The sequence below is a fragment of the Rheinheimera sp. 1928-s genome (genome assembly GCF_029269265.1).
Taxonomy (GTDB): Bacteria; Pseudomonadota; Gammaproteobacteria; order Enterobacterales; family Alteromonadaceae; genus Pararheinheimera.
The window spans coordinates 207094-231984 of sequence record NZ_JARIXP010000001.1; the positions used below are offsets into that span (position 1 = coordinate 207094).

30 protein-coding genes are annotated in these 24891 nt (G+C 46.0%); 19 read left to right on the plus strand and 11 right to left on the minus strand.

The annotated features are described in order from the left end of the window. Positions 1–38: 38 nt before the first annotated feature. The 5 genes from lptB to P3C17_RS00930 are packed head-to-tail and all read right to left on the minus strand — an operon-like array spanning position 39 to position 3321. Positions 39–761: an LPS export ABC transporter ATP-binding protein gene (gene lptB, locus P3C17_RS00910; RefSeq protein ID WP_346015644.1), complete on the minus strand. Its 723-nt coding sequence runs from the start codon at positions 759–761 to the stop codon at positions 39–41. After that, positions 761–1255 (minus strand): lipopolysaccharide transport periplasmic protein LptA, encoded by a 495-nt coding sequence (lptA, locus tag P3C17_RS00915; protein WP_233081577.1) that lies wholly within the window; start codon positions 1253–1255, stop codon positions 761–763. The genes lptB and lptA overlap by 1 nt, the downstream gene beginning before the upstream one ends. Further along, on the minus strand, positions 1245–1799 hold the full coding sequence (lptC, locus tag P3C17_RS00920) for an LPS export ABC transporter periplasmic protein LptC (RefSeq protein WP_300927690.1): 555 nt from the start codon (positions 1797–1799) through the stop codon (positions 1245–1247). Before lptC ends, lptA begins: the two co-directional genes overlap by 11 nt. Then, entirely contained in the window at positions 1796–2353 is a 558-nt protein-coding gene (gene kdsC, locus P3C17_RS00925; protein ID WP_300927691.1) for a 3-deoxy-manno-octulosonate-8-phosphatase KdsC, read from the minus strand. The genes lptC and kdsC overlap by 4 nt, the downstream gene beginning before the upstream one ends. Next, the gene (locus P3C17_RS00930; protein ID WP_233081572.1) at positions 2353–3321 is read right to left on the minus strand and encodes a KpsF/GutQ family sugar-phosphate isomerase; all 969 of its coding nucleotides are present in this window, start codon (positions 3319–3321) and stop codon (positions 2353–2355) included. Before P3C17_RS00930 ends, kdsC begins: the two co-directional genes overlap by 1 nt. A 373-nt stretch (positions 3322–3694) precedes the next feature. On the opposite strand from P3C17_RS00930, the gene P3C17_RS00935 reads away from it, so the two are divergent. Genes P3C17_RS00935 through murA form a run of 7 tightly spaced genes read left to right on the plus strand, consistent with a single transcriptional unit; the run spans position 3695 to position 8245 of the window. Beyond that, entirely contained in the window at positions 3695–4510 is an 816-nt protein-coding gene (locus P3C17_RS00935; RefSeq protein WP_300927692.1) for an ATP-binding cassette domain-containing protein, read from the plus strand. Then, positions 4507–5289: a lipid asymmetry maintenance ABC transporter permease subunit MlaE gene (mlaE, locus tag P3C17_RS00940; RefSeq protein WP_300927693.1), complete on the plus strand. Its 783-nt coding sequence runs from the start codon at positions 4507–4509 to the stop codon at positions 5287–5289. Before P3C17_RS00935 ends, mlaE begins: the two co-directional genes overlap by 4 nt. A gap of 3 nt (positions 5290–5292) precedes the next feature. After that, entirely contained in the window at positions 5293–5760 is a 468-nt protein-coding gene (gene mlaD, locus P3C17_RS00945) for an outer membrane lipid asymmetry maintenance protein MlaD (protein ID WP_127684977.1), read from the plus strand. Positions 5761–5762: 2 nt separating this feature from the next. Continuing rightward, on the plus strand, positions 5763–6428 hold the full coding sequence (locus P3C17_RS00950; protein WP_300927694.1) for an ABC transporter substrate-binding protein: 666 nt from the start codon (positions 5763–5765) through the stop codon (positions 6426–6428). Then, on the plus strand, positions 6415–6726 hold the full coding sequence (locus tag P3C17_RS00955; protein ID WP_300927695.1) for an STAS domain-containing protein: 312 nt from the start codon (positions 6415–6417) through the stop codon (positions 6724–6726). Before P3C17_RS00950 ends, P3C17_RS00955 begins: the two co-directional genes overlap by 14 nt. Next, positions 6716–6973, plus strand: a complete 258-nt coding sequence (locus P3C17_RS00960) for a BolA family protein (protein WP_233081567.1) — start codon at positions 6716–6718, stop codon at positions 6971–6973. The genes P3C17_RS00955 and P3C17_RS00960 overlap by 11 nt, the downstream gene beginning before the upstream one ends. Before the next feature lie 9 nt (positions 6974–6982). Further along, complete coding sequence (gene murA, locus P3C17_RS00965) at positions 6983–8245, plus strand: UDP-N-acetylglucosamine 1-carboxyvinyltransferase (protein ID WP_300927696.1); 1263 nt, start codon at positions 6983–6985, stop codon at positions 8243–8245. A 76-nt stretch (positions 8246–8321) separates the two neighbouring features. Here murA and P3C17_RS00970 read toward each other — a convergent pair whose 3' ends face one another. The 3 genes from P3C17_RS00970 to P3C17_RS00980 all read right to left on the minus strand — a co-directional run bounded on the left by P3C17_RS00970 (position 8322) and on the right by P3C17_RS00980 (position 11364). Next, positions 8322–9344, minus strand: a complete 1023-nt coding sequence (locus P3C17_RS00970) for a trypsin-like peptidase domain-containing protein (RefSeq protein ID WP_300927697.1) — start codon at positions 9342–9344, stop codon at positions 8322–8324. A gap of 146 nt (positions 9345–9490) precedes the next feature. After that, entirely contained in the window at positions 9491–10852 is a 1362-nt protein-coding gene (locus tag P3C17_RS00975; protein WP_300927698.1) for a Do family serine endopeptidase, read from the minus strand. A 59-nt stretch (positions 10853–10911) separates the two neighbouring features. Further along, positions 10912–11364, minus strand: coding sequence for a DUF1043 family protein (locus tag P3C17_RS00980; RefSeq protein WP_008899946.1), 453 nt, complete (start codon positions 11362–11364; stop codon positions 10912–10914). A gap of 124 nt (positions 11365–11488) precedes the next feature. On the opposite strand from P3C17_RS00980, the gene zapE reads away from it, so the two are divergent. The 8 genes from zapE to P3C17_RS01020 all read left to right on the plus strand — a co-directional run bounded on the left by zapE (position 11489) and on the right by P3C17_RS01020 (position 17989). Further along, positions 11489–12583, plus strand: coding sequence for a cell division protein ZapE (gene zapE, locus P3C17_RS00985; protein ID WP_300927699.1), 1095 nt, complete (start codon positions 11489–11491; stop codon positions 12581–12583). A gap of 176 nt (positions 12584–12759) precedes the next feature. Next, positions 12760–13188, plus strand: coding sequence for a 50S ribosomal protein L13 (rplM, locus tag P3C17_RS00990; protein WP_008899944.1), 429 nt, complete (start codon positions 12760–12762; stop codon positions 13186–13188). 12 nt (positions 13189–13200) lie between these two features. Next, positions 13201–13593, plus strand: coding sequence for a 30S ribosomal protein S9 (gene rpsI, locus P3C17_RS00995; protein WP_008899943.1), 393 nt, complete (start codon positions 13201–13203; stop codon positions 13591–13593). Positions 13594–14223: 630 nt separating this feature from the next. After that, positions 14224–14814, plus strand: a complete 591-nt coding sequence (petA, locus tag P3C17_RS01000; RefSeq protein ID WP_127684985.1) for a ubiquinol-cytochrome c reductase iron-sulfur subunit — start codon at positions 14224–14226, stop codon at positions 14812–14814. Beyond that, positions 14814–16088 (plus strand): cytochrome bc complex cytochrome b subunit, encoded by a 1275-nt coding sequence (locus P3C17_RS01005; RefSeq protein ID WP_233080851.1) that lies wholly within the window; start codon positions 14814–14816, stop codon positions 16086–16088. The genes petA and P3C17_RS01005 overlap by 1 nt, the downstream gene beginning before the upstream one ends. Then, on the plus strand, positions 16088–16825 hold the full coding sequence (locus P3C17_RS01010; protein ID WP_233080850.1) for a cytochrome c1: 738 nt from the start codon (positions 16088–16090) through the stop codon (positions 16823–16825). The genes P3C17_RS01005 and P3C17_RS01010 overlap by 1 nt, the downstream gene beginning before the upstream one ends. 70 nt (positions 16826–16895) lie before the next feature. Beyond that, the gene (gene sspA / locus P3C17_RS01015) at positions 16896–17534 is read left to right on the plus strand and encodes a stringent starvation protein SspA (RefSeq protein ID WP_233080849.1); all 639 of its coding nucleotides are present in this window, start codon (positions 16896–16898) and stop codon (positions 17532–17534) included. Then, positions 17534–17989, plus strand: a complete 456-nt coding sequence (locus P3C17_RS01020; protein ID WP_300927700.1) for a ClpXP protease specificity-enhancing factor — start codon at positions 17534–17536, stop codon at positions 17987–17989. Before sspA ends, P3C17_RS01020 begins: the two co-directional genes overlap by 1 nt. A 9-nt stretch (positions 17990–17998) precedes the next feature. On the opposite strand, the gene ilvY is transcribed toward P3C17_RS01020, so the two are convergent. Continuing rightward, entirely contained in the window at positions 17999–18946 is a 948-nt protein-coding gene (gene ilvY / locus P3C17_RS01025; RefSeq protein WP_346015650.1) for an HTH-type transcriptional activator IlvY, read from the minus strand. 117 nt (positions 18947–19063) lie between these two features. Between ilvY and ilvC the strand changes: the two genes are divergently transcribed. Together ilvC and P3C17_RS01035 are read left to right on the plus strand one after the other, a co-directional pair. Continuing rightward, entirely contained in the window at positions 19064–20539 is a 1476-nt protein-coding gene (gene ilvC, locus P3C17_RS01030) for a ketol-acid reductoisomerase (protein WP_300927701.1), read from the plus strand. A 295-nt stretch (positions 20540–20834) separates the two neighbouring features. Then, on the plus strand, positions 20835–21260 hold the full coding sequence (locus tag P3C17_RS01035; RefSeq protein WP_300927702.1) for a methylglyoxal synthase: 426 nt from the start codon (positions 20835–20837) through the stop codon (positions 21258–21260). 18 nt (positions 21261–21278) lie between these two features. On the opposite strand, the gene P3C17_RS01040 is transcribed toward P3C17_RS01035, so the two are convergent. Continuing rightward, positions 21279–22286 (minus strand): zinc-binding alcohol dehydrogenase family protein, encoded by a 1008-nt coding sequence (locus P3C17_RS01040; protein ID WP_300927703.1) that lies wholly within the window; start codon positions 22284–22286, stop codon positions 21279–21281. A 96-nt stretch (positions 22287–22382) separates the two neighbouring features. On the opposite strand from P3C17_RS01040, the gene P3C17_RS01045 reads away from it, so the two are divergent. Continuing rightward, a complete protein-coding gene (locus P3C17_RS01045; protein ID WP_300927704.1) occupies positions 22383–23291 on the plus strand; it encodes a LysR family transcriptional regulator in 909 nt (302 codons plus the stop codon). Between the two features lie 40 nt (positions 23292–23331). Next, positions 23332–23919: a GNAT family protein gene (locus P3C17_RS01050; RefSeq protein ID WP_300927705.1), complete on the plus strand. Its 588-nt coding sequence runs from the start codon at positions 23332–23334 to the stop codon at positions 23917–23919. Positions 23920–23975: 56 nt separating this feature from the next. Here P3C17_RS01050 and P3C17_RS01055 read toward each other — a convergent pair whose 3' ends face one another. Next, a complete protein-coding gene (locus P3C17_RS01055) occupies positions 23976–24716 on the minus strand; it encodes a DedA family protein (RefSeq protein WP_300927706.1) in 741 nt (246 codons plus the stop codon). Positions 24717–24891: the final 175 nt, after the last annotated feature.

The following is a 24891-nucleotide window of genomic DNA, read 5'->3' on the forward strand; positions in this document are numbered from 1 at the left end:
ATTTTCTCCAAACAACCCTATTCGGATGTTGTTTTAAACTATAACCTGAATTGCTCACCAAGGTAGACATCCCGGACTTGTTGGTTTGCTAAAACCTCAGCCGGCGTACCTGCAGCAATCAGTTCTCCATGACTTACAATATAGGCAATTTCACAGACATCAAGCGTTTCGCGCACATTGTGGTCGGTGATAAGCACTCCAATGCCTCGTTGGCACAGATGCTGAATAATTTTTTTAATATCTAACACTGAAATAGGATCAACACCAGCAAAAGGTTCATCCAACAGGATAAATGCCGGATCTGCAGCCAGTGCCCGTGCTATTTCCACTCTGCGGCGTTCACCACCGGATAAACTCATGCCAAGGCTGTTACGGATATGACCTATATGGAACTCGTCCAGCAGGGCGTCGGCTTTTTCTTCGCGCTGCTCTTCGGTCAAATCTTTACGGTGCTGCAAAATGGCTAACAGATTGTCGTAAACCGTCAGTTTGCGGAAAATTGAGCTTTCCTGCGGTAGGTAGCCAATACCGGCACGGGCACGGGCATGGATAGGGTCAAAAGTGATCTCTTTCTCATCCAGCGTGATTTTGCCTTTGTCTGATGGCACCAAACCAACAATCATATAAAAGGTGGTGGTTTTTCCTGCACCGTTCGGACCTAACAAGCCAACAATTTGCCCTGCATTCACTTCCAGACTGACGTCTTTGACCACCTGACGGCCTTTGTAGCTTTTCGCCAGATGGGACGCGACTAACTTCATTATTCTTTTCCTTCCGGGCTGAATACAGTGGTGACTCGTTCGGTTTTTTTGCCGTCAGACTCTGCTTCCAACTCTTGTTTTTCCAGATTGTATTTGATGATCGCGCCTTGCACCATGCTGCCATTCTGGCTCAGTTCAGCATTGCCTGTCAGCACCAGCGTACCGTTGGCTACATCGTAGCGAATTTCATTGGCACTGGCTTTAATCGGCTTTTCACCATCCAGTAACTGCGAATAAGTGGCAGGCTGACCTGAAGCAATAAACACTTCTTTGCCTTTACCAGCAGTGGCCAGAACTTCGAGTTTATCTGCTTCAATCAGTAAGCTGCCTTGTTCTACTTTGACGTTATCAACAAAGGTCATCACCTTATCTTTAATAGAACCAAACTGACGATCCGAACCGACCTGGATTTCTTTTTTAAAGTCATCAGGACCTGCCAGAGAAGCGCCACTGAAGGCGAAAAAGATGCTGAGTAAAATAATGTTACTTTTCATTGTAATAAACCGTTTTTGTGTGCTGTTTCAGCTCTACATTCTGTGCGTTCAAATCGGCCAGCATACCTTTACCTGTGATTTGAAAGCCCAGTCCAAAAATCCGTACCTGCTCGTTCGATTGCAGCGTATTGCTGTTGAACAGAAGCTCAACTGCATTGGTTTCTATTCGGGTAAAAAGTGGGTCAGTCGACATATTGCGCAGCTCCACTCTGTGTTCAAGAATGAGTTTGTCATCAGGATAAAGCACAGCCTGCTCGCTTGTCACTTGCCATAATGGCACTTTTTCCTGATAAATGGTGTAGATAGGGAAATCAAACTGTAAAAAGCCAAAACGCTCGAAGTGTTCCATACGTTGAGCACGGATCAGATCCGACAAATGGCCTTCTTCATCATAAATCATTCGGGTCAGGTCTACAGCCACATAGTCAGGCTGATTGTCCTGATTGCCCGGAGTGCCACTTTGCTCCTGATCCAGCACCTGCCAGCTATAAAAACCGGCAGCGGCAGCCACAATAAGCACTAACCATAAAAATTGACGGATCATGTACTGCTTCCTGAAAATTCAGCAAATTTGTTCTGACTGGTCAAAAGCAAATCACAGAGTTCACGCACTGCACCAAAACCACCTGGTAATTTACAACGGTAATTTGCATGCAAGGTAAGGTAAGGGTGAGCGTCCTGCACCGCAACACTTAAACCACAATGCTGCATGACGGCCCAGTCGGCCAAATCATCGCCGATAAAGGCAATTTGTGAGGCTTCGAGTCCAAGCGTTTGTTTGAGTTCAGCAAAAGCGGCGAGTTTATTTTCCTGGCCTTGATAAATGTACGGTACTGTTAAGGAGGTCATACGTTGCTGCACTATTTCTGAGCGACGACCTGTGATCACCGCCACTTCAATACCGGCATGGCGTAGGGCTTTAATACCGTAACCGTCGCGGGTGTGAAAGGCTTTTAGCTCCTCTCCCTGATTGCCTAAATAAATACGGCCATCAGAAAACACGCCATCTACATCACAAATTAATAAGCGGATCCCTTGGGCTTTTTGCTCCAGTTCCGGGCTGATGGCCTGATACATTTGGCTAAATAAAACAGACATCAGAGCACCCCGGCTTTCAGCAAGTCATGCATATTTAACGCACCTACAGGTTCATTTTGTTCGTTTACCACAATGAGACCATTAATTTTACGTTGTTCCATGATTTGTAAGGCTTCTGCTGCCAGCATAGCAGGTTTAGCGGTAATACAGTTTTTAGTCATCAGGCTGGCAATGCTGGCTTTGTGTAAATCAACCTGTTGATCCAGTACCCGGCGTAAATCGCCATCGGTAAATAAGCCCGCCAGCTTACCCGAATCATCCACCACAGACGTCATACCCAGGCCTTTGCGGGATATTTCCAGCAAGGCCTCTTTCAGGCTGACCTGCTGATGTACCACTGGCAAGGCATCACCAAAATGCATTACATCTTCTAAGCGTAACAATAAACGACGGCCTAAGCTGCCACCAGGGTGGGACAAAGCAAAATCATCAGCGGAAAAACCACGAACATCCAGCAAAGCAACGGCGATAGCATCACCCATAGCTAAGGTAGCAGTCGTACTGGCGGTAGGTGCCAGTCCCAGTGGACAAGCTTCTTGCTCAACCCGCACACATAAATGCACATTAGATAAAGTAGCTAAGGTAGATTCAGGACGGCCTGTCATTGCTATCATTTTGATACCGCGGCGTTTTAATACCGGCACTATAGTCAGAACTTCAGCGGTTTCGCCTGAGTTAGAAATAGCCAGCACAATATCATCCTGGGTGATCATGCCTAAATCGCCGTGGCTTGCTTCAGCCGGATGAACAAAAAACGCCGGCGTGCCGGTAGAGGCTAAGGTGGCGGCAATTTTATGAGCAATATGGCCGGATTTACCCATGCCAATCACTATCACCCGGCCTTTGCAGTCAAACATCATCTGGCAAGCCAGATTAAAACTTTCGTCTATATAAGCTGCAAGTTGGGTTACAGCTGCGGCTTCAATCTGCAACACCTGCAGGGCCTGAGGGCGAAAATCCAGAGTCATGCAAAAATCCCCATCAATTAGTTGTTGCCGGCTTTTTCGGATCTGCAGTTCTTTGGAAAGGATCCAGTAAGAGAACCTGTCAGATCATAGAGATAGCTTAAGCATTAAGCTGCGATTCATTTTCAGCGCGGCACACTTTGCGGCCAGATAAAGGCTGATATTTTCGTGTTTATTGGGCGTAAATGCAAAAGATTACGTAAAACAAACTGATTATTCTGTTTTTGCAATCAGTTGTTACTATTTTTTATAAGGTCGTCGTTGCGAAAAACCTATACAATAGCCGTCTTTTACGAGTCCGCTTGGCTTGAAGTCGCTGTTGTGCATAGGTATATTGCGCGCCTTTAATTTTAGCGATAAGCGCTATAGTCTTTGAATGAGGATCAACGTGTCAGATATTCTGGTAGACATTCAGCACCTGACGTTTAAACGCGGTGACCGTGTGATCTATGATGACATGAGCATGCAGTTTCAGCGTGGCAAAGTGACCGCCATCATGGGGCCTAGCGGTATTGGTAAAACCACATTGCTGCGCCTGATCGGTGGTCAGTTAAAACCTGAACAAGGGAAAATTCTGATCAATGGTCAGGATATACCTCAGCTCAATCGTAAAGATTTGTATAAAGCCCGGCAAAAAATGAGCATGTTGTTCCAAAGCGGCGCTATGTTCAGTGATATGTCGGTTTACGACAACGTAGCCTTTCCTATTCGGGAACATACCCGCTTACCGGAAGATATTATCCGCCTGATGGTGTTGATGAAATTAGAAGCTGTAGGTTTACGTGGTGCGCGGGATTTAATGCCTGCTGAATTGTCTGGTGGTATGGCGCGTCGTGCTGCGTTAGCCCGTGCTATCGCCTTAGATCCACAACTTATTATGTACGATGAGCCTTTTGCGGGGCAGGACCCGATTTCAATGGGCGTGATAGTCCGTCTGATCCGTTCTTTGAATAATGCGTTGGGTTTAACTTCTGTTGTGGTATCCCATGACGTCAATGAAGTGATGAGTATTGCTGACTATGTCTATGTAGTGGCTGAGCAAAAAGTAATAGGACAGGGCACACCTGAAGAACTGCGGGCTCATCCTTCAGCTTTAGTGCAGCAGTTTTTACAGGGTGAGTCTGATGGCCCTGTACCTTTCCACTTTAAAGCGGCCAGTTACAGTACTGAATTAATGGAGTTAGCCAAGTGATAGTGGATAAGTTACAGCAACTCGGACAAAAGAGTATTGCTAAAATTCAAGGCATGGGCCGGGCCACCGTTATGTTGTTTGGCGCTTTAGTCGCCTGGCCAACACCGCGCAAAAGCTTCCCTTTATTGTTGAAGCAGTTGTATGTGGTTGGTGTGTTGTCTTTATTGATCATTCTGGTCTCTGGTTTGTTTATCGGCATGGTGCTGGCATTGCAGGGTTACACAGTGCTGTCGAAATTTGGCGCTGAACAAATGTTAGGCCCCTTGGTTGCGTTAAGTTTACTGCGCGAGTTGGGTCCTGTGGTGACAGCTTTGTTATTTGCCGGCCGGGCAGGTAGCGCTTTAACAGCTGAAATTGGGTTGATGAAAGCGACTGAGCAGTTGTCAGGTATGGAAATGATGGCTGTGGACCCGCTGCGCCGTATTATCGCGCCGCGATTTTGGGCTGGCGTGATCAGCATGCCATTGCTGGCGATGATATTTACTGCCGTAGGCATTTTAGGTGGTCATCTGGTGGGTGTGGACTGGTTAGGTGTGGATAGCGGCGGTTATTGGTCTGCAATGCAAGCCAACGTTGATTTCCAGCAGGATATTATGAACGGCGTGATTAAAAGTGCTGTGTTTGCTTTGATTGTGACCTGGATAGCCTTACATAAAGGCTTTGATGCGGTGCCAACCTCTGAAGGCATTAGTCAGGCCACCACACAAACTGTGGTGACATCTTCTCTGGCGGTCTTAGGTTTTGACTTTATATTAACAGCAGTAATGTTTGGTGGATAAAAAATGACATCTCGCAAAATCGAAGTGTTGGTAGGTTTGTTTGTTGCGCTGGCTATAGCAGCTTTTATGTTGTTATCCCTGAAAGTGGCGAACAGCGGTATGGCGGGGTCTGGCGAAACTTATATGTTGTATGCCAAGTTTGAAAACATTGGCGGTTTAAAAGTTCGGTCCCCCATTAAAGTGGGTGGAGTGGTGGTTGGCCGTGTGCGCTCCATCAATCTCGACACTGAAGAATATTCTCCTGTAGTGGCTATGGAAATTGACAGCCAATACAACAACTTCCCTGAAACCAGTTCAGTTGCCATTTTGACCTCTGGTTTATTGGGTGAACAGTATCTTGGATTACAGCCTGGTTTTGTTGATGAAACCGTCTCCATCCTGAAAAGTGGCGATTATGTTGAAGACACCAAGTCCGCTATTGTGCTGGAAGAGTTAATCGGCCAGTTCTTATTTAACAGAGGAAGTAACTAAGCATGAAAAACTTGCTGGTAAAAATTGCAGCTACTGCGTTGATTTCATTAGGCCTGGTTGCTCAAGCATCCGCCGTGGAAGTCAAAACTTATAACGACCCGTACAAAATGATCGAAGCTGTGGCCGATCAGGCGTTTCGCCGTATTGCTAACGATCAGCCGAAGATCGAAAAAGATGTCGAGCATTTACGGGTGATAGTGAATGAAGAATTGGTGCCTTACATCGACAGTCGTTATGCTGCTTTTCGTGTGATAGGTAACTACATTAAACAAACTAAACCAGAAGAGCGTGATGCTTTTGTCGTGGCCTTTAAAGATTATATGGTAGCCACTTACGCTGGTGCTTTAACTCAGTATAAAAATCAGAAAGTGATTTTTGAACCAGCCCGCGCTGTAGGCACGCAAAATATTGTCACCATTAAAACCCGTGTTATTGATCCGGGCAAGCCAGATATCAATATCGAGTTTAAACTTCGTCGTGCCAAAGATTCTGAAAACTGGCAGGTATTTGATATGGTGGCTGAAGGTATCTCTTTGTTAGACAGCAAGAGAGCGGAGCTTGGCAACATGATCCGTCAGCAAGGTTTAGCCAGCGTGACCGCATTGTTAGTGGAGAAATCAAAAGCTCCTATCACAGCTCCTATGCAGGGTAATAATGCTAAAAATTAGTCAACAACAACAGACTCTGGTGTTTTCCGGTGCTTTGGATCGGGATACAGTACCAACACAGTGGCCATTTAAATTATTAAAAAAGTTAAGTGGCACTGTAGTCTTTGATTTCCGTGAGCTTGCATTGGTAGACACTGCAGGTCTTGCCTGGTTACTTCATCAGGTCGCTCAGGCGACTAAACTGGGGTTAACCATCCAAATGTGTCATGCGCCAGAGCAATTAATTTCTCTGGCTAAATTGTCCGATGTTCTGGCCTTGTTGCCACTGGTAGAAGAGGGTAAAGGCAATGCAGTGTAATGATATTGAGCTTCTGTTAACAGAAGAGCTGAAACTGGCTGAAGTTTATGTAAAAGCCGAAGGCAATCATTATGCTGTGACAGCAATTGGGGATTGTTTTGATGGCATCAGCCGGGTGAAACAACAACAAATGATTTATGCCCCTTTGATGGCAGCTATTGCTGATGGTAGTATTCACGCCGTTTCAATTAAAACTTTCACGCCGACTCAATGGCGCCGTGAAAAATTACTTAACCCACCTGTATAGTAGCTAAAGATGCAACAATTTCTGGTTTCAGGCGGCGCCACCTTAAAAGGTGACGTTGTTATTTCCGGCGCTAAAAATGCCGCACTTCCTATTTTATTTGCCACTATTTTGGCAGAGCAGCCGTCAGTGCTGAGCAATGTCCCTGTATTAAAAGACATTGATACCACCTTTAAATTGTTGCGCATTTTTGGTGCTGAAGTCAGCCGTGACGGCCATCAGGTGACAGTGGATGCTACTGCTATTCATAGTCAGATGGCTCCCTACGAACTGGTGAAAACCATGCGCGCTTCTATTCTGGCTTTAGGTCCTTTGTTAGCCCGTTTTGGTCATGCTGAAGTGTCGTTACCTGGCGGTTGCGCTATAGGTGCGCGACCGGTGAATTTGCATATCGACGGTTTACGCAAAATGGGCGCTGAAATCACGGTAGAGGCTGGTTATATCAAAGCCAAGGCAAGCCGCTTGCATGGTGCTCATATCTTTATGGAACTGGTCAGTGTGACCGGTACTGAAAACCTGATGATGGCGGCAGTGCTGGCTGACGGTTTAACTATTATTGAAAACGCAGCTCGTGAACCTGAAGTGGTTGATTTAGCCCGATACCTTATTGCTATGGGGGCTGATATTCAGGGCGCAGGCACTGATACTATTCGCATTACGGGTAAAGAGAAGCTGCATGGCGCTTGTCATACAGTGTTACCAGACCGCATTGAAACCGGTACTTTTTTAGTGGCAGCTGCTGTTACAGGCGGGGACGTGACCTGTTTAAATGCTTCTCCGGCAGAACTGGAAGTGGTGCTTGAGAAACTGCGTGAAGCAGGTGCTGAAGTGACAACAGGCTCGGATTGGATCCGTCTGAATATGGCGGGTCGTACGTTAAAATCAGTCAATGTAAAAACTGTACCTCACCCTGGCTTTCCTACCGACATGCAAGCGCAGTTTACTGTGTTGAATGTGGTGGCAGAAGGTGTGGGCATGGTGACAGAAACGATTTTTGAAAATCGTTTTATGCATGTACCAGAGCTGCAACGTATGGGGGCGGATATCCAACTGGAAGGCAACACAGCGCTGATTAAACACAGCGACAAGCTGACAGGTGCTCAGGTGATGGCAACAGACCTGAGAGCTTCCGCCAGTTTAGTGATTGCAGGCCTGGTCGCTGAAGGTGAGACTGTGGTTGATCGTATCTACCATATCGATCGGGGTTACGAGCAAATAGAGCATAAGCTTAAAGGCTTAGGTGCCAATATCCAGCGGATCAATGCTCCTGCATAATGCTGTGAAGTAGAACGCCATAAAAAAAGCCAGTGCTCAATCACTGGCTTTTCTATTTCAGCTCGTTGGAACTAAGTTAGTTCAGTTCTCTAATTACCACGGGCACAGTCAGTGCCTTGCCATTACGTTCAATCGACATTTGCAAAGTGGTATCTGGTGGAGTCTCTGCGATTAAATCCAGCGCATGATGTACGCTGGTTAAAGTCACACCATTAATTTTCTGTAATATATCGCCAATTTCTAAACCCGCTATAGCGGCAGGGCTTAAAGGCTCTATGGCGCTGATTTTGACACCAAATAAGGTTTGGGCTGTGGATATCATCGGATCGCCTGCAGGATTAACGACAGGGTCCCCACTGACACCTAAATAACCACGGATCACGCGACCATGCTGGATCAGTTTCTGCAGCACATTACTGGCTAAGCTATAAGGCACCGCAAAAAATATACCCTGAATGTCCAGATTACGCTGGCGTTGGAAAGCCGCAGTGTTGATACCGACTAACACGCCATTGCTGTTAATTAAAGCACCGCCTGAGTTACCCGCATTAATGGCTGCGTCCATTTGCATAAAGTCGGCATAACCGTTTGCCGGGCTCAAGCCGCCTCGGCCTGTTGCACTGATGACACCCTGAGTAATGGCCTGACCTAAATTAAAAGGATTGCCTATTGCCAGTACCACATCTCCAACCTGAGGCTCTAAGCTATCATCCTGTGGGATCACAGGTAAGTTGTCGGCTTCGACATACAACACAGCTAAGTCTGTCAGTTGGTCCTGACCAATCAGTATCGCATCAAAGACACGACCATCCTGCAACGCCACTGAAATCTGGTCAGCTCCATACACCACATGATAATTAGTCAGCACATAACCCTGGGCATTCATAATGACACCTGAGCCAAGCTCCTGACGCTCTATAGTTCTGCTTTGGTAAGAACGGGGATCCTGAGTGGTGCTTTTGGTATAGACATTAACAACAGCCGGTGCCGCGGCGCGTACTGCTCTGGAATAAGACACAGGTGCGGGCACGGATTCTTTCTGTTGCCAGAAATTCAGGTTTAATCCCTGACCCTGGTTGAAAAAAACCAACCACAGCATGGCAAGTGCAAGACCATAAGCAACACTTTTTAATAGACTAATCAGAAGTTTGGGCACTGGGAGAAGTTATGAAACAAAAGATTTTGCAAGCATAACACTAAATAGGGAGTTGCAGTAGCAAGCCACAGGCTTGCTACTGCAAAAAGTTAACGTATCAATACATAAAGGATGCGATTACCGCGTTGAACCTGTAATGCTATGATACCGGAGCTTTTGTTCAGCAGCTCTCGTAACTCTTTGGTGCTGGTCACTCTGCTGCGACTCACGCCAATAATCACATCGCCTTTTTCCAGTCCTAATGCAGCAGCAGGGGAGCGAGCCGCTACTTCATCCACAACGATGCCATTTTCACCGTCCGGTGTTTTACCATCAGTTAAACTGGCCCCTTCAAGCATTGGATGTAGCACTTTGGCTTCTGCTGTGGCGGCTTCTGCAGCTTCCAGCGTTACTTTCACCGTCAGCGCTTTATCATCCCGCAAAATACCTAGAGCTATTTCTTTGCCTACGCCCAGAGTAGCTATTTTGGCGCGAACTTCAGTAAAAGACTCAACTTTTTTGCCATTCAGATGGGTAATAATATCACCACTTTTCAGGCCGGCTTTATCGGCTGCTGAACCTGGGATCACTTCTTGTACCCAACCACCTTTGCTGGTTTTAGTTTTCATGGCCTTGGCAATTTCAGCGTTTAAATCACCGCCACGTACACCTAAAGCACCACGACGCACTTCACCGAATTCAACAAACTGGGCGACCAGGTTTTTCATCATATTGGCAGGAATAGCAAAACCTATGCCTATATTGCCGCCATTAGGACCTATGATGGCGGTATTGATACCAATCAATTGGCCTTTGAGGTTGACCAGAGCACCGCCTGAGTTGCCACTGTTAATGGCTGCATCGGTTTGAATAAAATCTTCATAACCTTCAATGCCTAAACCACCACGGCCTAAAGCACTGACAATACCTGAAGTGACGGTTTGCCCTAAGCCAAAGGGGTTGCCTATCGCTATGGTAAAATCACCCACTCGTAAAACATCTGAATCTGCCAGTTCAACCTGAGTCAGATCGTCAGCTTCAATTTGTAGCAGGGCTATATCGCTTTCTGGATCTTCACCAATTTTTTTCGCTTTGTAGCTGCGACCATCTTTTAAGGTCACCTGAATTTCAGAGGCTTCATTAATCACGTGATGGTTAGTCACCACATAACCTTTTTTAGCATCGATGATGACACCTGAACCCAAACCACGGAAAGGTTGTTCCTGGCGTAACTCGCCACGGCGGCCAAGGAATTGCTCTAAACCACCGGGTAAGCGTTGACGAACTTCGCGGCTACCAGCCACTGAGATATTGACTACAGCAGGAGTCACATTCTCCAGCATAGGCGCCAGACTTGGCATTTCCTGATCGCCAGCGCCAAAAAATGGCAACTTGGCCTGAGCTGGCGCGGGTTGCGCCAGCAGAAAGGCGGTTAAAATACTGACAGTAACTAAAGATAACTGCGACTTCATATAGGTAATGCTCCTTCGTACGGATGACGCCACTAAGAATGCTTTACCAGTCGAAAAGTTCAGTTGTCCGATGAGTTCCGCTCAGTTTTATTTTTCATTAAGCCACTGGCTGTATTGGAATAATCCAGTGGCTGATAGGACGGTTCGTCCTTCACTTTGCGACGCTCATCCAGTTTATGGATCGACTGGCGTATCTGTGCCGTAGTGTCTGCTGCGAAATAATTCAGCTCGCTACGGTTGTCAAAAGTTGGTCTTTCGATCAACTGCATCTTGGTCTGAGCCATATGGCGGGCAATTTTTTCGTAGTTTTCGTGAAGCTGACTCATCAGTTGATGCGTTGTTTCCACGTGCTCTGTGACATCGCTACGGTATTGCTGCAGCTGCTGTTTGGTTTCGTTTAGCTCCACCTGCAGTTTGCTTTGATTAAATTGACGCAAACAATACAAGCGGGTTGCCACTATGCCAACCACTAAGCCAGCTACTAACCAGGCCAAGGCAAAAGTAACAGTCATAACAACTCCTGAAAAATTAGTTAGTTCAACAATAGTTTAACCTATCTTCTTATCCAGAGTGGTAAGGCATGTTACTATTACGACCATTATTTAAGGTTAATTGGCTTATTTTTCAATATCCAGCATGACTACACCACTGCAAAAATATCAACAAGACCTCCAACGTGATGATTTTCTGTTTGATGCTGCCCAGCAAAATGCAGTGCAGCACCTGGAACGTCTGTATCAGCAATTTGTGCAACAGAAGCCTTTGAAACAAGGTTTTCTCGATAAGTTGTTGGGTAAAAAGCCAGAAGCACAACCATTGAAAGGCCTGTATTTCTGGGGCGGAGTAGGCCGGGGTAAAACCTATCTGGTGGACACTTTTTATGAATGTCTGCCGACCACACGTAAGTTGCGAATCCACTTTCACCGCTTTATGCACAAGGTGCATCAGGAGCTAAAATCCCTGCCTGGTGTGTCTGATCCGTTAAAAGTAGTAGCCGACAGGTTTAAAGCCGAAACCGATATTTTGTGTTTTGACGAGTTTTTTGTCTCTGACATTACAGACGCAATGATTTTAGGCACCCTGATGCAAGAGTTATTTGCCCGTGGTATTACATTGGTGGCCACCTCAAACATTGAGCCTGACGGTTTGTACCGCAATGGTTTGCAGCGAGCGCGTTTTTTGCCTGCGATAGCTTTGATTAAGCAACATACGGAAATAGTGAATGTAGACAGCGGTATCGATTACCGTCTTCGCACTTTAACTCAGGCCGAAATTTATCATTCGCCGCTGGATGAAAAAGCAGATTGCAATCTGGCTGAATACTTTTTGGCCTTGTCGGTGGAGCCTCGTCAGGATAAAGCACAAATAGAAATCGCAGGCCGCACACTCACCAGCCGCAAAGAAGCGGATGGTATTATCTGGTTTGATTTTCCAGAGCTATGCGAAACAGCCCGTAGTCAATATGACTATATGGAGCTGAGTAAGTGTTATCACACAGTTTTGCTGTCGAATGTGACGCAGATGGGGCAAACCCGTGATGATGTGGCCAGACGTTTTATTGCATTAGTAGACGAGTTCTATGAGCGCCACGTCAAACTGATTATTTCAGCCGCAGTGCCAATGGATAAGCTCTATACAGAGGGCATTTTGTCCTTTGAATTTAAACGTTGCTTAAGCCGTTTACAGGAAATGCAATCGCACGACTATCTGGCGAGTGAACATTTACCGTAATTTTTTACAGAAATGGCTGTTTTTTGTCATTGGTTACTATATAATCCGCGCCCGGCCCACGTTACAGCCTGAAATTGCCGTAGCCTGGCAGTTTATGTACTCGAAGGGGTGCGATAAGCGACACAATGAAGATTGTGTTAGGTGTAACAGTGTTATTTTTTTTGGGTAGTTTTTAGATGAAAACTTTTACTGCTAAGCCAGAAAGCGTTCAACGTGACTGGTTCGTTGTTGATGCAACAGGTAAGACACTTGGTCGTATCGCAACTGAGATCGCTCTTCGTTTACGCGGAAAGCACAAACCAGAGTTCACTCCACACGTTGATACCGGTGATTACATCATCGTTGTAAATGCTGATAAAGTGACTGTCACTGGTAACAAAGCAAAAAACAAAATGTACTACTCTCACAGTGGTTTCCCAGGTGGTATCAAAGAAATTAACTTTGAAAAACTGCTTGTGAAGAAGCCGGAGATGGTATTGGAAGCAGCCGTAAAAGGTATGTTGCCTAAAGGTCCTCTGGGCCGCGCTATGTTCCGTAAGTTAAAAGTATATGCAGGCGCCGAGCATCAACATGCTGCTCAGCAACCGCAAGTTTTAGATATCTAATCGGAGCAGAACATGGCAACTAATCAATATTACGGTACTGGTCGTCGTAAGACCTCTACAGCTCGTGTATTCATCAAAGCAGGTTCAGGTAACATCGTTATCAACCAACGCTCTATCACTGAATACTTCGGTCGTGAAACTGCTCGTATGGTTGTTATGCAACCGTTAGAGTTAGTGGAAATGGTAGGCAAGTTTGACTTATACGTCACTGTTAAAGGTGGTGGTATTTCTGGTCAGGCTGGCGCAATCCGCCACGGTATCACCCGCGCTCTGATGGAGTTCGACGAGTCTCTGCGCCCTGCATTACGTAAAGCTGGTTTCGTCACTCGTGACGCCCGTAAAGTTGAACGTAAGAAAGTGGGTCTGCATAAAGCTCGTAAGCGTCCACAGTACTCAAAACGTTAATTCGTTTTTTGTTGCAAAGAACCCGGTCTTGTACCGGGTTTTTTATTTTCGGCCCTAAACCACCTACTTCAGTAGGTGGTTATCATCCAAAAGGCTTTGCCTGAAACTCTGTTTGTATTTTTCTTATGAGCTATACCAAGCTGGGATTAGGCATCAAGTTCTTTGGCACAGACTAAATAAAAAAGTAACGGACGCTGCAGTTGCTCAGTTACTCGACAAAGGGCCCCTTTTAGGGGCTTAACACAAAGCCACCTTCTTCAGAAGGTGGATTCTTTACTTGTGCTTTGCGCAAAATACTCATCGGGCTATAGTGGTCTTGCTTCTCTTCTTCTATTTTCATTTTTTGTCCGTCAATTTGAACTCTGGTGGATTTTGAAGCTGCTCCTTTTGCGCCTGATCACAACAGAATGGTCTTTTTCCGGTTAAAACATGGTGATGCAAAGTTTTACTGACTATTCTGGTTTCGTATTTCGTCGAAAAACTGGTGTCATAACAAAGAGAATTCGGCTAAATCCTTGTGTAAAGCAGGGCTTTTCATTATGATCCGCCGTATTTTTCAACTTATAATAATCGCTGTAATTCAGCCGCTTAAAATATCAGTATTTAAGCGTTTAACGTGGAGATGAGTGGATGAGCAATGCGCCTGTAGATCATGGTCGCCGTCGCTTTCTGACCATAGCAACTTCTGTAGTTGGTGGGGTTGGTGCGATTGGAGCTGCTGTTCCCTTTATTGCTTCCTGGAATCCGAGTGAAAAAGCTAAACAAGCTGGTGCTGCAGTCACCGCTGACATTAGCAAACTCGAAGACGGGCAGTTAATTCGGGTTGAGTGGCGGGGCAAGCCGGTGTGGATCGTTAAACGGACTCCAGCCATGCTGGAAACCTTAACCAATTTCGATGATAAACTTCGTGACCCAGCGTCAGAAGACCCGCAACAGCCTGATTACGCAAAAAATACTCACCGTTCAAAAAAACCAGAAATTTTTGTCGCTGTGGGGATCTGTACTCACCTCGGTTGTTCTCCAACTTATATCATGAAAGATTTTGAAGCTCAGGTGGAAGGCATGCCTTCTGGTTTCTTCTGCCCATGTCACGGTTCTACTTATGATATGGCTGGTCGTGTGTTCTCTGGCGTTCCGGCACCTAAGAACCTGATGATCCCACCTTATATGTTTGTCGATGACACCACCATTTTGATTGGTGAAGATGAGGGGACAGCTTAATGTTTAAAAACTTTATGAGCTGGATTGAGTACCGCATGCCATTCATGGAGAAAATGAATCTCCACGTGATGCAGTACCCGGCACCAAAAAACTTTAACTTCTGGTATTTCTTTGGCTCTTTAGCCATGTTAGTGCTGGTGAACCAAATCCTGACCGGTATCTGGTTAACGATGAACTTCGTGCCAAGTGCTGAAGGTGCGTTCGCTTCTGTTGAATACATCATGCGCGATGTGGAGTACGGCTGGTTGTTGCGTTATATGCACTCTACCGGCGCTTCAGCCTTCTTTGTTGTTGTTTACCTGCACATGCTGCGTGGCATGATGTATGGCTCTTACCAGAAACCACGGGAACTGCTGTGGATCTTCGGTATGTTGATTTTCTTAGTCTTAATGGCTGAAGCTTTCATGGGTTACTTATTACCATGGGGTCAGATGTCGTTCTGGGGCGCTCAGGTTATTATCTCGATCTTCGGTGTAATTCCGGTGATTGGTGATGATTTAACGCTGTGGATCCGTGGCGACTATGTTATTTCAGGTGCAACTTTAAACCGTTTCTTTGCTTTACACGTCATTGCCTTGCCACTAGTTTTAGTGGTTCTGGTATTCCTGCACATCATTGCTTTGCATGAAGTGGGTTCAAATAACCCGGATGGTATTGATGTAAAACGTGAAAACAACGGTGAAAAAATCGAAAACAACGTCTCTGACAAGTTTACCTTTCACCAGTACTTCACCAAAGGCGGTAAAAAAATTATCGTTGATGCTATTCCTTTCCACCCGTATTACACGGTGAAAGACATAGTGGGTGTGGTTGGTTTCCTGTTTATTTTCTGTTTTGTGATCTTCTTTGCACCTGAAGGTGGTGGTTACTTCTTAGAGCCGCCTAACTTTGAACCAGCAAACCCAATGAAAACACCTGACCATATAGCGCCAGTCTGGTATTTCACACCTTTCTACGCCATTTTACGTGCTGTGCCTGATCAGTTGTTAGGAGCAGTCTTCATGTTCCTGGCTATTGTCTTCCTGGCCTTGTTGCCTTGGTTGGACCGTTGCCCGGTGCGTTCTGTTCGTTACCGCAGTACTCTGCACAAAGTGAACCTGGTTAATTTCTGTATCAGCTTTGTAGCTTTGGGTGTGTTAGGTGTGTTACCTGCAACTCCAACTTATACCTTGTTAGCGCAGATTTTCTCTTTCACTTATTTTGCTTACTTTGGCCTGTTATGGTTCTACAGCAAAAATGAGAAAACCAAGCCGTTGCCAGTGAGGTTATCCTGATGATTAAAAAGTTATTTACTGTCTTAGCGCTGGTTGCTTCCAGCGCTGCTATGGCGGCAGGTCCAACAGTACCTCTGGATAAAGCCCCTATTGATTTGACGGATAAGGAATCACTGCAACGTGGTGCCCGTATATTCCAGAACTATTGTCTGGGTTGTCACCAGATGGAATACCAACGTTATTCACGTACCTTTCGTGATTTAGGTATTCCTGATGATATTGGTATGGAGACTTTAGGTTTTACGGCCAATAAAGTAGGTGACCACATTAAAAATGCGGCTCCTAAAGCGGATCTGGCAAACTGGTTTGGTGCTGCACCACCAGATTTAAGCAACGTAGCCCGTGTACGTGGACCTGATTGGTTGTACACTTATATGCGTTCTTTCTACGCTGATCCAACACGCCCATTTGGTGTGAACAACGAAGTGTTCCCAATGGTTGGTATGCCTCATGTGTTACAAGAGCTGCAAGGTATTCCTTATAAAGCCACTGAAACACGTTTAGTTGATGGTGTATCAACAGAAGTTTATGTAGGTATTAAGACAGATGGTTCTGGTGAGCTGAGTACTGAAGAATACGACAGTACAGTGGCTGATCTGGTGAACTATCTGGAATATGTAGGTGAGCCTTCCAAACTGGAATCGCGTAGCTTAGGTATTAAAGTTCTGATCTTCTTAGGTATTTTCTTTATCTTCGCATTCTTGCTGAAGAAAGAATACTGGAGAGACGTCCACTAAGGACACAAGTGTTAGCCTTTAAAGGGGCCGCGAGGCCCCTTTGTATTTTTGCTTATAACCGGAGGATCCTATGGCGATTTCTGCCAACAGACGTGCTGTGATGACCTTGTTTTCAACAGCCAATGACATGTACTGTCATCAGGTCAGAATGGTACTGGCGGAGAAAGGCGTCACAGTCGATATTATTCAGGTCAGCACAGACTGCCTGCCTGAAGATGTCTACGAGGTTAATCCTTATGGTTCTTTGCCCACTTTGATGGACAGAGATTTAGCTTTATTTAAAGCCGATATTATTAACGAATACCTGGACGAGCGTTTCCCACATCCCCCTTTAATGCCTGTCTATCCAGTGGCTCGCGCTAACGCCCGTTTAATGATGCATCGTATCGAAAAAGACTGGTATGGTTTAGCTGACAAGATTCTGAAGAATGCTCCGGATGCCGCTATAGCACGTCGTGATTTACGTGAAGGTTTACTGGCGATGGCGCCGTTGTTCCAGGAACATCCGTATTTTATGAGTGACGAATACAGCCTGATTGATTGTTATCTGGCGGCTTTGCTCTGGCGTTTGCCCATGCTTGATATTGAACTGACCGGAACCGGCAGCAAGTTATTGCAAACTTATATGACCCGTATTTTTGAACGCGACGGTTTTCAGCAGTCTTTAACTGAAGCCGAACGTGAAATCCGTCGGGGGCGTGGTTACTGATGGATATGACCCCGAATAAGCCTTATTTAATCCGGGCTTTTTACGAATGGATAGTGGATAACAATTTAACGCCTTACCTGGTCGTGAATGCCAGTATTCAAGGCTGCAAAGTACCGACTCAGCATATTCAGAACGGCCAGATAGTGCTGAATATTCTGCCTTCAGCTGTAGGCAATATGTTGATGGGTAATGATGCCATCACTTTTAACGCCCGTTTTGGTGGTAAACCTTTTGCTCTGACTGTGCCTATCAAAGCTGTTTTGGCTATTTATGCCCGTGAAAATGGCGCAGGTACTATGTTTGATGCAGAAGACGATGGCGATGAAGATATCCATCATTTAGAAGCAGTGTCAGATGATGAAGAGATGGATAGTCCTGAGCGCAGTCCGTCAGATGACGAACCTACGGATCCAAACAAAGGTAAAAAAGTGTCTCATCTTCGGGTGATCAAATAAGCATCAGAGCTAAATAAGCTCAGATGCGACCTGCCAGAATGCTCTTAATAGCGGCTCATGCAGCCGCTTCGATAAAATACATAAACCTAAATCAAAAGGGGCAAACTCATCGCCCTGAGTTAAATAACGCACTCTGTCCCGTGCCGGGCTTTGCTGCGCCACTATAGCTGGCACTAAGGCCACGCCAGTGCCTAAAGCCACCATACTGACCATAGCCTCATGACCTTCCACTTTGGCGACTACTTTAGGTTCGGCAATGCGGGGTTTACGCCACAACTCAAAACGACTACGCACCGGGCCATGCTCTGGCAGAATAAAAGGCACTTGCTCCCAGGGAATAGGGCTTTGGCTAAGCAAATCATTGGTTTTGCATGGGATCACCGGAGCTATCAATTGCAGTGGTACTTTGGCAATACTGCGAAACGCCATATTCAGCGGAAAATGCTCCGGATAAACAGCCAAAGCTATATCAGCTTCGTCTTGTTTGACTTTCTCCAACGCGGCAGAGGCGTCTCCAGTAATAAGCTTAATTTCTGCCAAAGGGCACACCAGACGGAATTTATCCAATATAGCGGGCAGGTGGCTGAAGCTGGCGGTGACAGTGCAAAATAGCCGGATTTCACCACTTAATGACGCACTGGTTTCGCTCAGAGCAATTTGCAGTTGATGCCATTGTTCTAAGTAATTTTTCACAAAAATCTGTACTTTTTGCCCGGCCAAAGTCAGTCGCACCGATCTGTTATCGCGTTGAAATAATTCGACGCTTAGCTCTTCTTCCATTCGCTGGATCACCCGGCTTAGGGTGGAGGGGCTGACATACATTTGCTCGCTGGTGCGGGCAAAGTTCAGGCTACTGGCCAGATGCAAGAAAAGCTGGGCGTTGCGAATATCCATGGGAGTCTCTGCGATGATGCTTTGTGTTGCATAAAGTGAAATACTGTATTGTGAATATATCACTTCACGCAATCATTGCACTGTTTTATTCTCAAAGGCATCAAAACAGTGCATGACTTCTCTGCCCTGTTACGCTGAGCCCAACAGATAGCCAGCTAAAAGAATTCGTCGGGATTTGTTATGAGTAACTACTTCAATACATTAAATTTGCGTCAACAGTTAAAACAGTTAGGTAAATGTCGTTTTATGGCCAAAGAAGAGTTTGCTAAAGGCTCTGATTTATTAAAAGGCTGGAAAGTGGTGATCGTAGGTTGTGGTGCTCAGGGCTTAAACCAGGGCCTGAATATGCGTGACTCAGGCATTGATATCTCTTATGCCTTGCGTGCTGAAGCTATTGCTGCCAAACGTAAATCGTTCCAGAACGCTTCTGACAATGGTTTTAAAGTAGGTACGTACGAAGAGTTGATCCCAACTGCAGATTTAGTATTAAACCTGACGCCGGACAAGCAGCACACCAGCGTTGTTAAAGCTGTGATGCCATTGATGAAACAAGGTGCAACTTTAGCTTATTCGCACGGTTTCAACATTGTGGAAGAAGGCACACAAATTCGTAAAGACATCACTGTGGTGATGGTGGCGCCTAAGTGCCCTGGTACTGAAGTACGTGAAGAATACAAAAGGGGTTTTGGTGTACCAACATTGATTGCAGTGCACCCGGAGAACGACCCTAAAGGTTTAGGTTTAGAGATTGCCAAAGCGTACGCTTCAGCAACTGGCGGCGACCGTGCCGGTGTACTTGAGTCGTCTTTTGTCGCTGAAGTGAAATCCGACTTAATGGGCGAACAGACCATTTTATGTGGCATGTTACAAACCGGCTCTATTCTGGCGTACGACAAGTTAGTGGCTGAAGGTGTGGAAGCAGGTTATGCCGCCAAGTTAATCCAGTTTGGCTGGGAAACTGTGACTGAAGCTTTAAAACACGGTGGCATCACTCATATGATGGACCGTTTGTCGAACCCAGCCAAAATCAAAGCTTATGATTTGGCGGAAGAATTAAAAGTAACCTTACGTCCGCTGTTTGAAAAACATATGGACGATATCATCAGCGGTGAATTCTCCCGCACTATGATGGCAGACTGGGCCAATGATGATAAGCAGCTGTTTGGCTGGCGCGAAGAAACCCGTCAATCTGGTTTTGAGAATGCGCCTGTATCCAGTGAACAAATTCCAGAGCAGGATTACTTCGACCGCGGCATTTTGTTTGTTGCTATGGTCAAAGCCGGTGTTGAGCTGGCGTTTGAAACCATGGTTGCTGCAGGTATCGTGGAAGAATCAGCTTATTACGAGTCATTGCATGAAACACCGTTAATCGCCAATACCATAGCGCGTAAACGTTTGTATGAGATGAACGTGGTTATTTCTGACACTGCGGAATACGGTAACTACCTGTTCAGTAACGCTGCAGTGCCGTTGTTACGTGATTTCGTCAACAAGCTGAGCACTGACTATGTAGGCAAGGGCTTAAGCTCTGCTGCCAATGGTGTCGACAATATTCGCCTGATTGCTGTGAACGAAGCAATCCGCCTGCATCCTGTAGAGCTGGTTGGCAAAAAGTTAAGAGGCTATATGACCGCGATGAAAAAAATCGTCGGTTGATAGATTAACCTCAAGTACCGAGTTTTTACGTGGACCTTGGTTGTTTGCCCGGCTTTGCCGGGCTTTTTTTTATTCGCAGCCATCCATGGCGCTCACCCTGTCGGGCCATCGTCGCTGCGCTCCGATGTTCACAAAAAGCAGGATAGCTGTTTTGCACAGCTTCAGCTGCCGTTGGCGAACATCATGGACGATGTGAGTGAAAATCGCTCCAGACGATTTTGTTATTTTCAGACTTTGGTGCTGAACTCTATGCAAAACTCGGTGTATGCTTGCAGCAATCTTAAGGGGGAGAACAATGAAAACTATAGCTTTAGTAGCGCATGATGGAAAAAAGGCTGAATTGCTGGCTTGGGTAAAACAACATGCTGATTTTTTTCAGGATAAACAATTGGTGGCGACAGGCACCACGGGGCGTTTATTGAACGAAACCTTAAACAAAGAAGTACTGTGTTTGGCCAGCGGGCCTTTGGGCGGCGACCAGCAAATTGGTGCTTTAATTGCCGAGCAGAAAATCGACTGGCTGGTATTTTTTTGGGATCCGCTATCGTCTCAGCCTCATGATCCTGATGTTAAGGCACTGATCCGTTTAGCTGTGGTATGGAATATCCCTGTCGCTTGTAATAAAGCCACAGCGGATTTTATTGTCACATCAACATTAGTGGGGCAGGACTATCAGCGCACTGTGCCGGACTTTTCAGCCCACAATAACAGATTGTCTTGAGTCGTCCTGCCACAGAGATCAGAAGCCAGTTAAGACCAGTTTACCTATGGCTTGTTGGCTTTCGATCAACTGATGGGCTTTGCGCAGGTTTTCGGCGTTAATTTTGCCAAAGTCTGAGTTCAGGGTGGTTTTTAACTTACCTGCGTCAACCATATCCGCTACCTGTTGTAATAGCTGCTGTTGAGCAATCATATCTTCGGTTTGATACAAAGAACGGGTAAACATCAGCTCCCAGTGCAGCGACAGACTTTTGCGTTTCAGTAGTCGTATATCAATAGGCTCTGGATCATCAATCAGCGCCAGTTTGCCCTGAGGTTTAATCAACTCCAGTATGTCGTTAAAGTGATAGTCGGTATGAGTCAGACTGATCACATAATCCACTTCAGCCAGACCAAGTTCTTTCAGCTGCGCAGCCATCGGCTTTTTATGATCCAGTACTAAATCCGCACCTAAAGTTTTTATCCATTCGGCGCTTTCTGCTCTGGACGCAGTGCCAATAATCTTTAACTGAGTTTTATGCTTTGCCAGTTGTAACAGCACTGAACCTACGCCGCCAGCAGCACCAATCACCAGTAAAGATTTACCTTTGCTGTTGTGTTCATTCAGTTCCAGTCGGTCAAATAACAGCTCCCATGCTGTGATGGCTGTTAAAGGTAAAGCTGCGGCTTCGGTAAAACTTAAGCTTTTTGGTTTGTGGCTGACAATACGCTGATCCACCAGCTGAAACTCGTTGTTTGAACCTGGCTTATCAATAGCACCTGCGTACCAAACTTCATCACCCGCTTTAAAGGTAGTCACTGCGCTACCCACAGCAACCACAACACCTGCAGCGTCCCAGCCTAATACTCTTTGTTGGCCTTGGGTGTCGGCATTGCGGCGGATTTTGGTATCGACCGGATTAACGGAAACAGCTTTAACTGCGACTAGCAGGTCATGTTCACCCGGCGTTGGAGTGGGCAATTCTGTATCGTATAAAGACTGAGGATCTGTGGCTGGTAAATTCTGGCTGTAAACTATGGCTTTCATCTGGATGCTCCATTGGGTTGATGCTGTTAGTTTAAGGGCGCTGACTATTTAGAAAAATATGCTAAATTTGAATTCAGTTTCAAAAATAATTTGATAATGATGCTTAGAACCGACGATTTACAACTTTTTGTGCTGACAGCTGATTTAGGTTCTATTTCTGCTGCTGCGCGTGAGCTGGATCTTTCCCCTGCGTTGGCCAGTGTGGCGTTAAAACGATTGGAGCAGCAGCTGAATACTCAGCTTATTTTACGCTCCACCCGCAGTTTAAGATTGACCACAGCAGGTATGGCCTATCTGGATTATGCCCGCCAAGCTATCCAACTGCTGGGGCAAGGCCAGCAGTTATTACAATTGGGTAAAGAGCAGTTATCCGGTGAGTTGACCTTATCTATGCCGTCAGATTTTGGCCGCAATAGCATGGCCGTCTGGCTGGCGGAGTTTCAGCAGCAACATCCTAAATTACAGCTGAAAATCCGGGTCAGTGATCGCTTAGCTGACTTAGGGCGACAGCCTGTGGACCTGGCGATACGTTATGGTGAACCTAAAGACTCACAGCTGATTGCTATGCCTTTGGTGCCGGATAATCATAGAGTGCTTTGTGCTTCTCCTGATTATATTCGCCGCTGTGGTACTCCAGAGCAACCACAAGACATCAGCTCGCATCAGGTATTACAGCTGGTGTTGGGTGAGGCTGTGCATAGCAAATGGCAATTCTGGCTGGATGGGCAATTACAACAGGTGCAGGTGCGTGGAGCTTTAGTGGCAGACGACGGTGATGTGGTGCGGCGCTGGGCAGTGGCAGGTTTAGGTATTGCCTATAAATCCCGTTTAGATATTCTGTCCGACTTACGCTCTGGCGCTTTGCTGAAGTTGTTACCTGAGTATCAAACTGAACAAGCACCTTTGTATTTGCTGGCTGTACAGCGATTGTCTTCATCCCCTGTACTTAAAGCTTTATCAGAGTTTTTACTGCAAAAGTTGCGGCTGCATTGGCAAGGTGAGTGAGAGGCTGGGTGAAAAACTTACAAATGAAGGATTAGAACAGATGACATGGTTACACAATGAGGTGTTAGAAGGTGAGTTTGTCCGGCTGGAGCCTATGGCGTTGTCGCATATTGCAGATTTGCAGCAGGCTGTTGCTGATGGTGAAAGCTGGCAGCTCTGGTATGCCATGGTGCCGACAGTGGAGGAAATGCCAGCTTATGTACAGGCTGCTTTGGCAGGCAAAACCCAGGGGGATTCACCTTATGTAGTGCGCTGCAAAACCACTGGCCAGATTGTTGGCACCAGTCGTTATTATATGGTCGACGCAGCCAATAAAAGGGCTTTAATAGGTTACACCTGGTATGCCGAGTCAGTACGGAGAACACCCATCAATACTGAAGCTAAACTGTTGTTATTGCAGAACTTGTTTGAGCAGTATGGCGCTATAGCAGTAGAGTTTCGCACCCACTTTTTTAACCACAGCTCCCGCAAAGCTATAGAACGTCTAGGCGCGAAAATGGATGGTATCTTACGTCAGCATATGATTTTAAAAGACGGCTCAGTACGCGACACTGTGGTCTATTCCATCATAGCCTGCGAATGGCCGACGGTAAGACGGCATTTATTGTCGAAATTAGGCCGGGACTAAGGCGTCAAATGTAGGATGCAATCGCCACGAAGTGGCATTGCATCATTACCATAGGATCAAAACATCAGCCCAGATAACTCCTTTAAGTACAAAGGCGTCGCTGGGTGTTGGCTTAATTCAAAAAACAAAAAAGCCGTCAGGAAGATACTAACTACAGAACCCCAGAACCAGTGGTGTTTAGGTTTATCCTGCTCTTTGTGTTGCAAGTATTTTTTCAGCAAATAACTGCTTAATACGGCCAATAGCACTGAGCCTGCCAGTAAGCTGTAAAACAAGGTCAGGTTAGTGCCTTTGAGCTGCCAGGCTACACCAGCCAGAATACCTGGCAGGAAATAAGCGATAGGCCATAACACACAAGCCAGAGTGGCCGCAGGGAAATAACGTGATGGCGGTAACTGCAACATACCAGCTAACAAAGGCAATAAAGGCCGGCTTGGGCCGATAAAACGCCCTGCAACTATAGCCAGCCAGACATTATTTTCTAAAGCACCGCTTATTTTATCCAATTCTTTTTGCTGACGGGATAACCAGTTCCAGCTTTCCAATTGAGGTCTGAATTTGCGCCCAGCCAGATAAGACAATGAATCGCCAACTAAACCTGCTGCTGTAGCTACCATGCAGGCTGTCCAGAAGCCCATTTGTTCTGCACCAATCAGCACACCAAAACTAAACATCAGCGCTGTACCTGGCACTAACAGCCCCAACACGGCGACAGACTCAGCAAAAGTCAGTAAAAATAAAATCAGCAGGGCATAAGCCTGATACTCAGTCAGCAACTGCTGTAACCATTGTTCCATCTAGCACTCACATCAATTGAGAAAAGCCTTTATTAAGGCAGTATCAGGGCTGAGGTAGCCATATTCAAGCAACTTTGCCGCCAGAACAACAAAGAGATCAGATAAATCTATTGGCGAATGGAGATGTTATATTGTATCATTTTGGCGTTTTCTTTATCGATTCAGCCCACGTCTT

What these genes read in the sequence shown, in the direction of transcription:
- lptB (WP_346015644.1), bottom strand. Translation starts at nt 761, where the DNA reads ATGAAGTTAGTCGCGTCCCATCTGGCGAAAAGCTACAAAGGCCGTCAG.
- lptA (WP_233081577.1), bottom strand. Translation starts at nt 1,255, where the DNA reads ATGAAAAGTAACATTATTTTACTCAGCATCTTTTTCGCCTTCAGTGGC.
- lptC (WP_300927690.1), bottom strand. Translation starts at nt 1,799, where the DNA reads ATGATCCGTCAATTTTTATGGTTAGTGCTTATTGTGGCTGCCGCTGCC.
- kdsC (WP_300927691.1), bottom strand. Translation starts at nt 2,353, where the DNA reads ATGTCTGTTTTATTTAGCCAAATGTATCAGGCCATCAGCCCGGAACTG.
- P3C17_RS00930 (WP_233081572.1), bottom strand. Translation starts at nt 3,321, where the DNA reads ATGACTCTGGATTTTCGCCCTCAGGCCCTGCAGGTGTTGCAGATTGAA.
- P3C17_RS00935 (WP_300927692.1), top strand. Translation starts at nt 3,695, where the DNA reads ATGAGGATCAACGTGTCAGATATTCTGGTAGACATTCAGCACCTGACG.
- mlaD (WP_127684977.1), top strand. Translation starts at nt 5,293, where the DNA reads ATGACATCTCGCAAAATCGAAGTGTTGGTAGGTTTGTTTGTTGCGCTG.
- P3C17_RS00950 (WP_300927694.1), top strand. Translation starts at nt 5,763, where the DNA reads ATGAAAAACTTGCTGGTAAAAATTGCAGCTACTGCGTTGATTTCATTA.
- P3C17_RS00955 (WP_300927695.1), top strand. Translation starts at nt 6,415, where the DNA reads ATGCTAAAAATTAGTCAACAACAACAGACTCTGGTGTTTTCCGGTGCT.
- P3C17_RS00960 (WP_233081567.1), top strand. Translation starts at nt 6,716, where the DNA reads ATGCAGTGTAATGATATTGAGCTTCTGTTAACAGAAGAGCTGAAACTG.
- murA (WP_300927696.1), top strand. Translation starts at nt 6,983, where the DNA reads ATGCAACAATTTCTGGTTTCAGGCGGCGCCACCTTAAAAGGTGACGTT.
- P3C17_RS00970 (WP_300927697.1), bottom strand. Translation starts at nt 9,344, where the DNA reads ATGCTGTGGTTGGTTTTTTTCAACCAGGGTCAGGGATTAAACCTGAAT.
- P3C17_RS00975 (WP_300927698.1), bottom strand. Translation starts at nt 10,852, where the DNA reads ATGAAGTCGCAGTTATCTTTAGTTACTGTCAGTATTTTAACCGCCTTT.
- P3C17_RS00980 (WP_008899946.1), bottom strand. Translation starts at nt 11,364, where the DNA reads ATGACTGTTACTTTTGCCTTGGCCTGGTTAGTAGCTGGCTTAGTGGTT.
- zapE (WP_300927699.1), top strand. Translation starts at nt 11,489, where the DNA reads ATGACTACACCACTGCAAAAATATCAACAAGACCTCCAACGTGATGAT.
- rplM (WP_008899944.1), top strand. Translation starts at nt 12,760, where the DNA reads ATGAAAACTTTTACTGCTAAGCCAGAAAGCGTTCAACGTGACTGGTTC.
- rpsI (WP_008899943.1), top strand. Translation starts at nt 13,201, where the DNA reads ATGGCAACTAATCAATATTACGGTACTGGTCGTCGTAAGACCTCTACA.
- petA (WP_127684985.1), top strand. Translation starts at nt 14,224, where the DNA reads ATGAGCAATGCGCCTGTAGATCATGGTCGCCGTCGCTTTCTGACCATA.
- P3C17_RS01005 (WP_233080851.1), top strand. Translation starts at nt 14,814, where the DNA reads ATGTTTAAAAACTTTATGAGCTGGATTGAGTACCGCATGCCATTCATG.
- P3C17_RS01010 (WP_233080850.1), top strand. Translation starts at nt 16,088, where the DNA reads ATGATTAAAAAGTTATTTACTGTCTTAGCGCTGGTTGCTTCCAGCGCT.
- sspA (WP_233080849.1), top strand. Translation starts at nt 16,896, where the DNA reads ATGGCGATTTCTGCCAACAGACGTGCTGTGATGACCTTGTTTTCAACA.
- P3C17_RS01020 (WP_300927700.1), top strand. Translation starts at nt 17,534, where the DNA reads ATGGATATGACCCCGAATAAGCCTTATTTAATCCGGGCTTTTTACGAA.
- ilvC (WP_300927701.1), top strand. Translation starts at nt 19,064, where the DNA reads ATGAGTAACTACTTCAATACATTAAATTTGCGTCAACAGTTAAAACAG.
- P3C17_RS01035 (WP_300927702.1), top strand. Translation starts at nt 20,835, where the DNA reads ATGAAAACTATAGCTTTAGTAGCGCATGATGGAAAAAAGGCTGAATTG.
- P3C17_RS01040 (WP_300927703.1), bottom strand. Translation starts at nt 22,286, where the DNA reads ATGAAAGCCATAGTTTACAGCCAGAATTTACCAGCCACAGATCCTCAG.
- P3C17_RS01045 (WP_300927704.1), top strand. Translation starts at nt 22,383, where the DNA reads ATGATGCTTAGAACCGACGATTTACAACTTTTTGTGCTGACAGCTGAT.
- P3C17_RS01050 (WP_300927705.1), top strand. Translation starts at nt 23,332, where the DNA reads ATGACATGGTTACACAATGAGGTGTTAGAAGGTGAGTTTGTCCGGCTG.
- P3C17_RS01055 (WP_300927706.1), bottom strand. Translation starts at nt 24,716, where the DNA reads ATGGAACAATGGTTACAGCAGTTGCTGACTGAGTATCAGGCTTATGCC.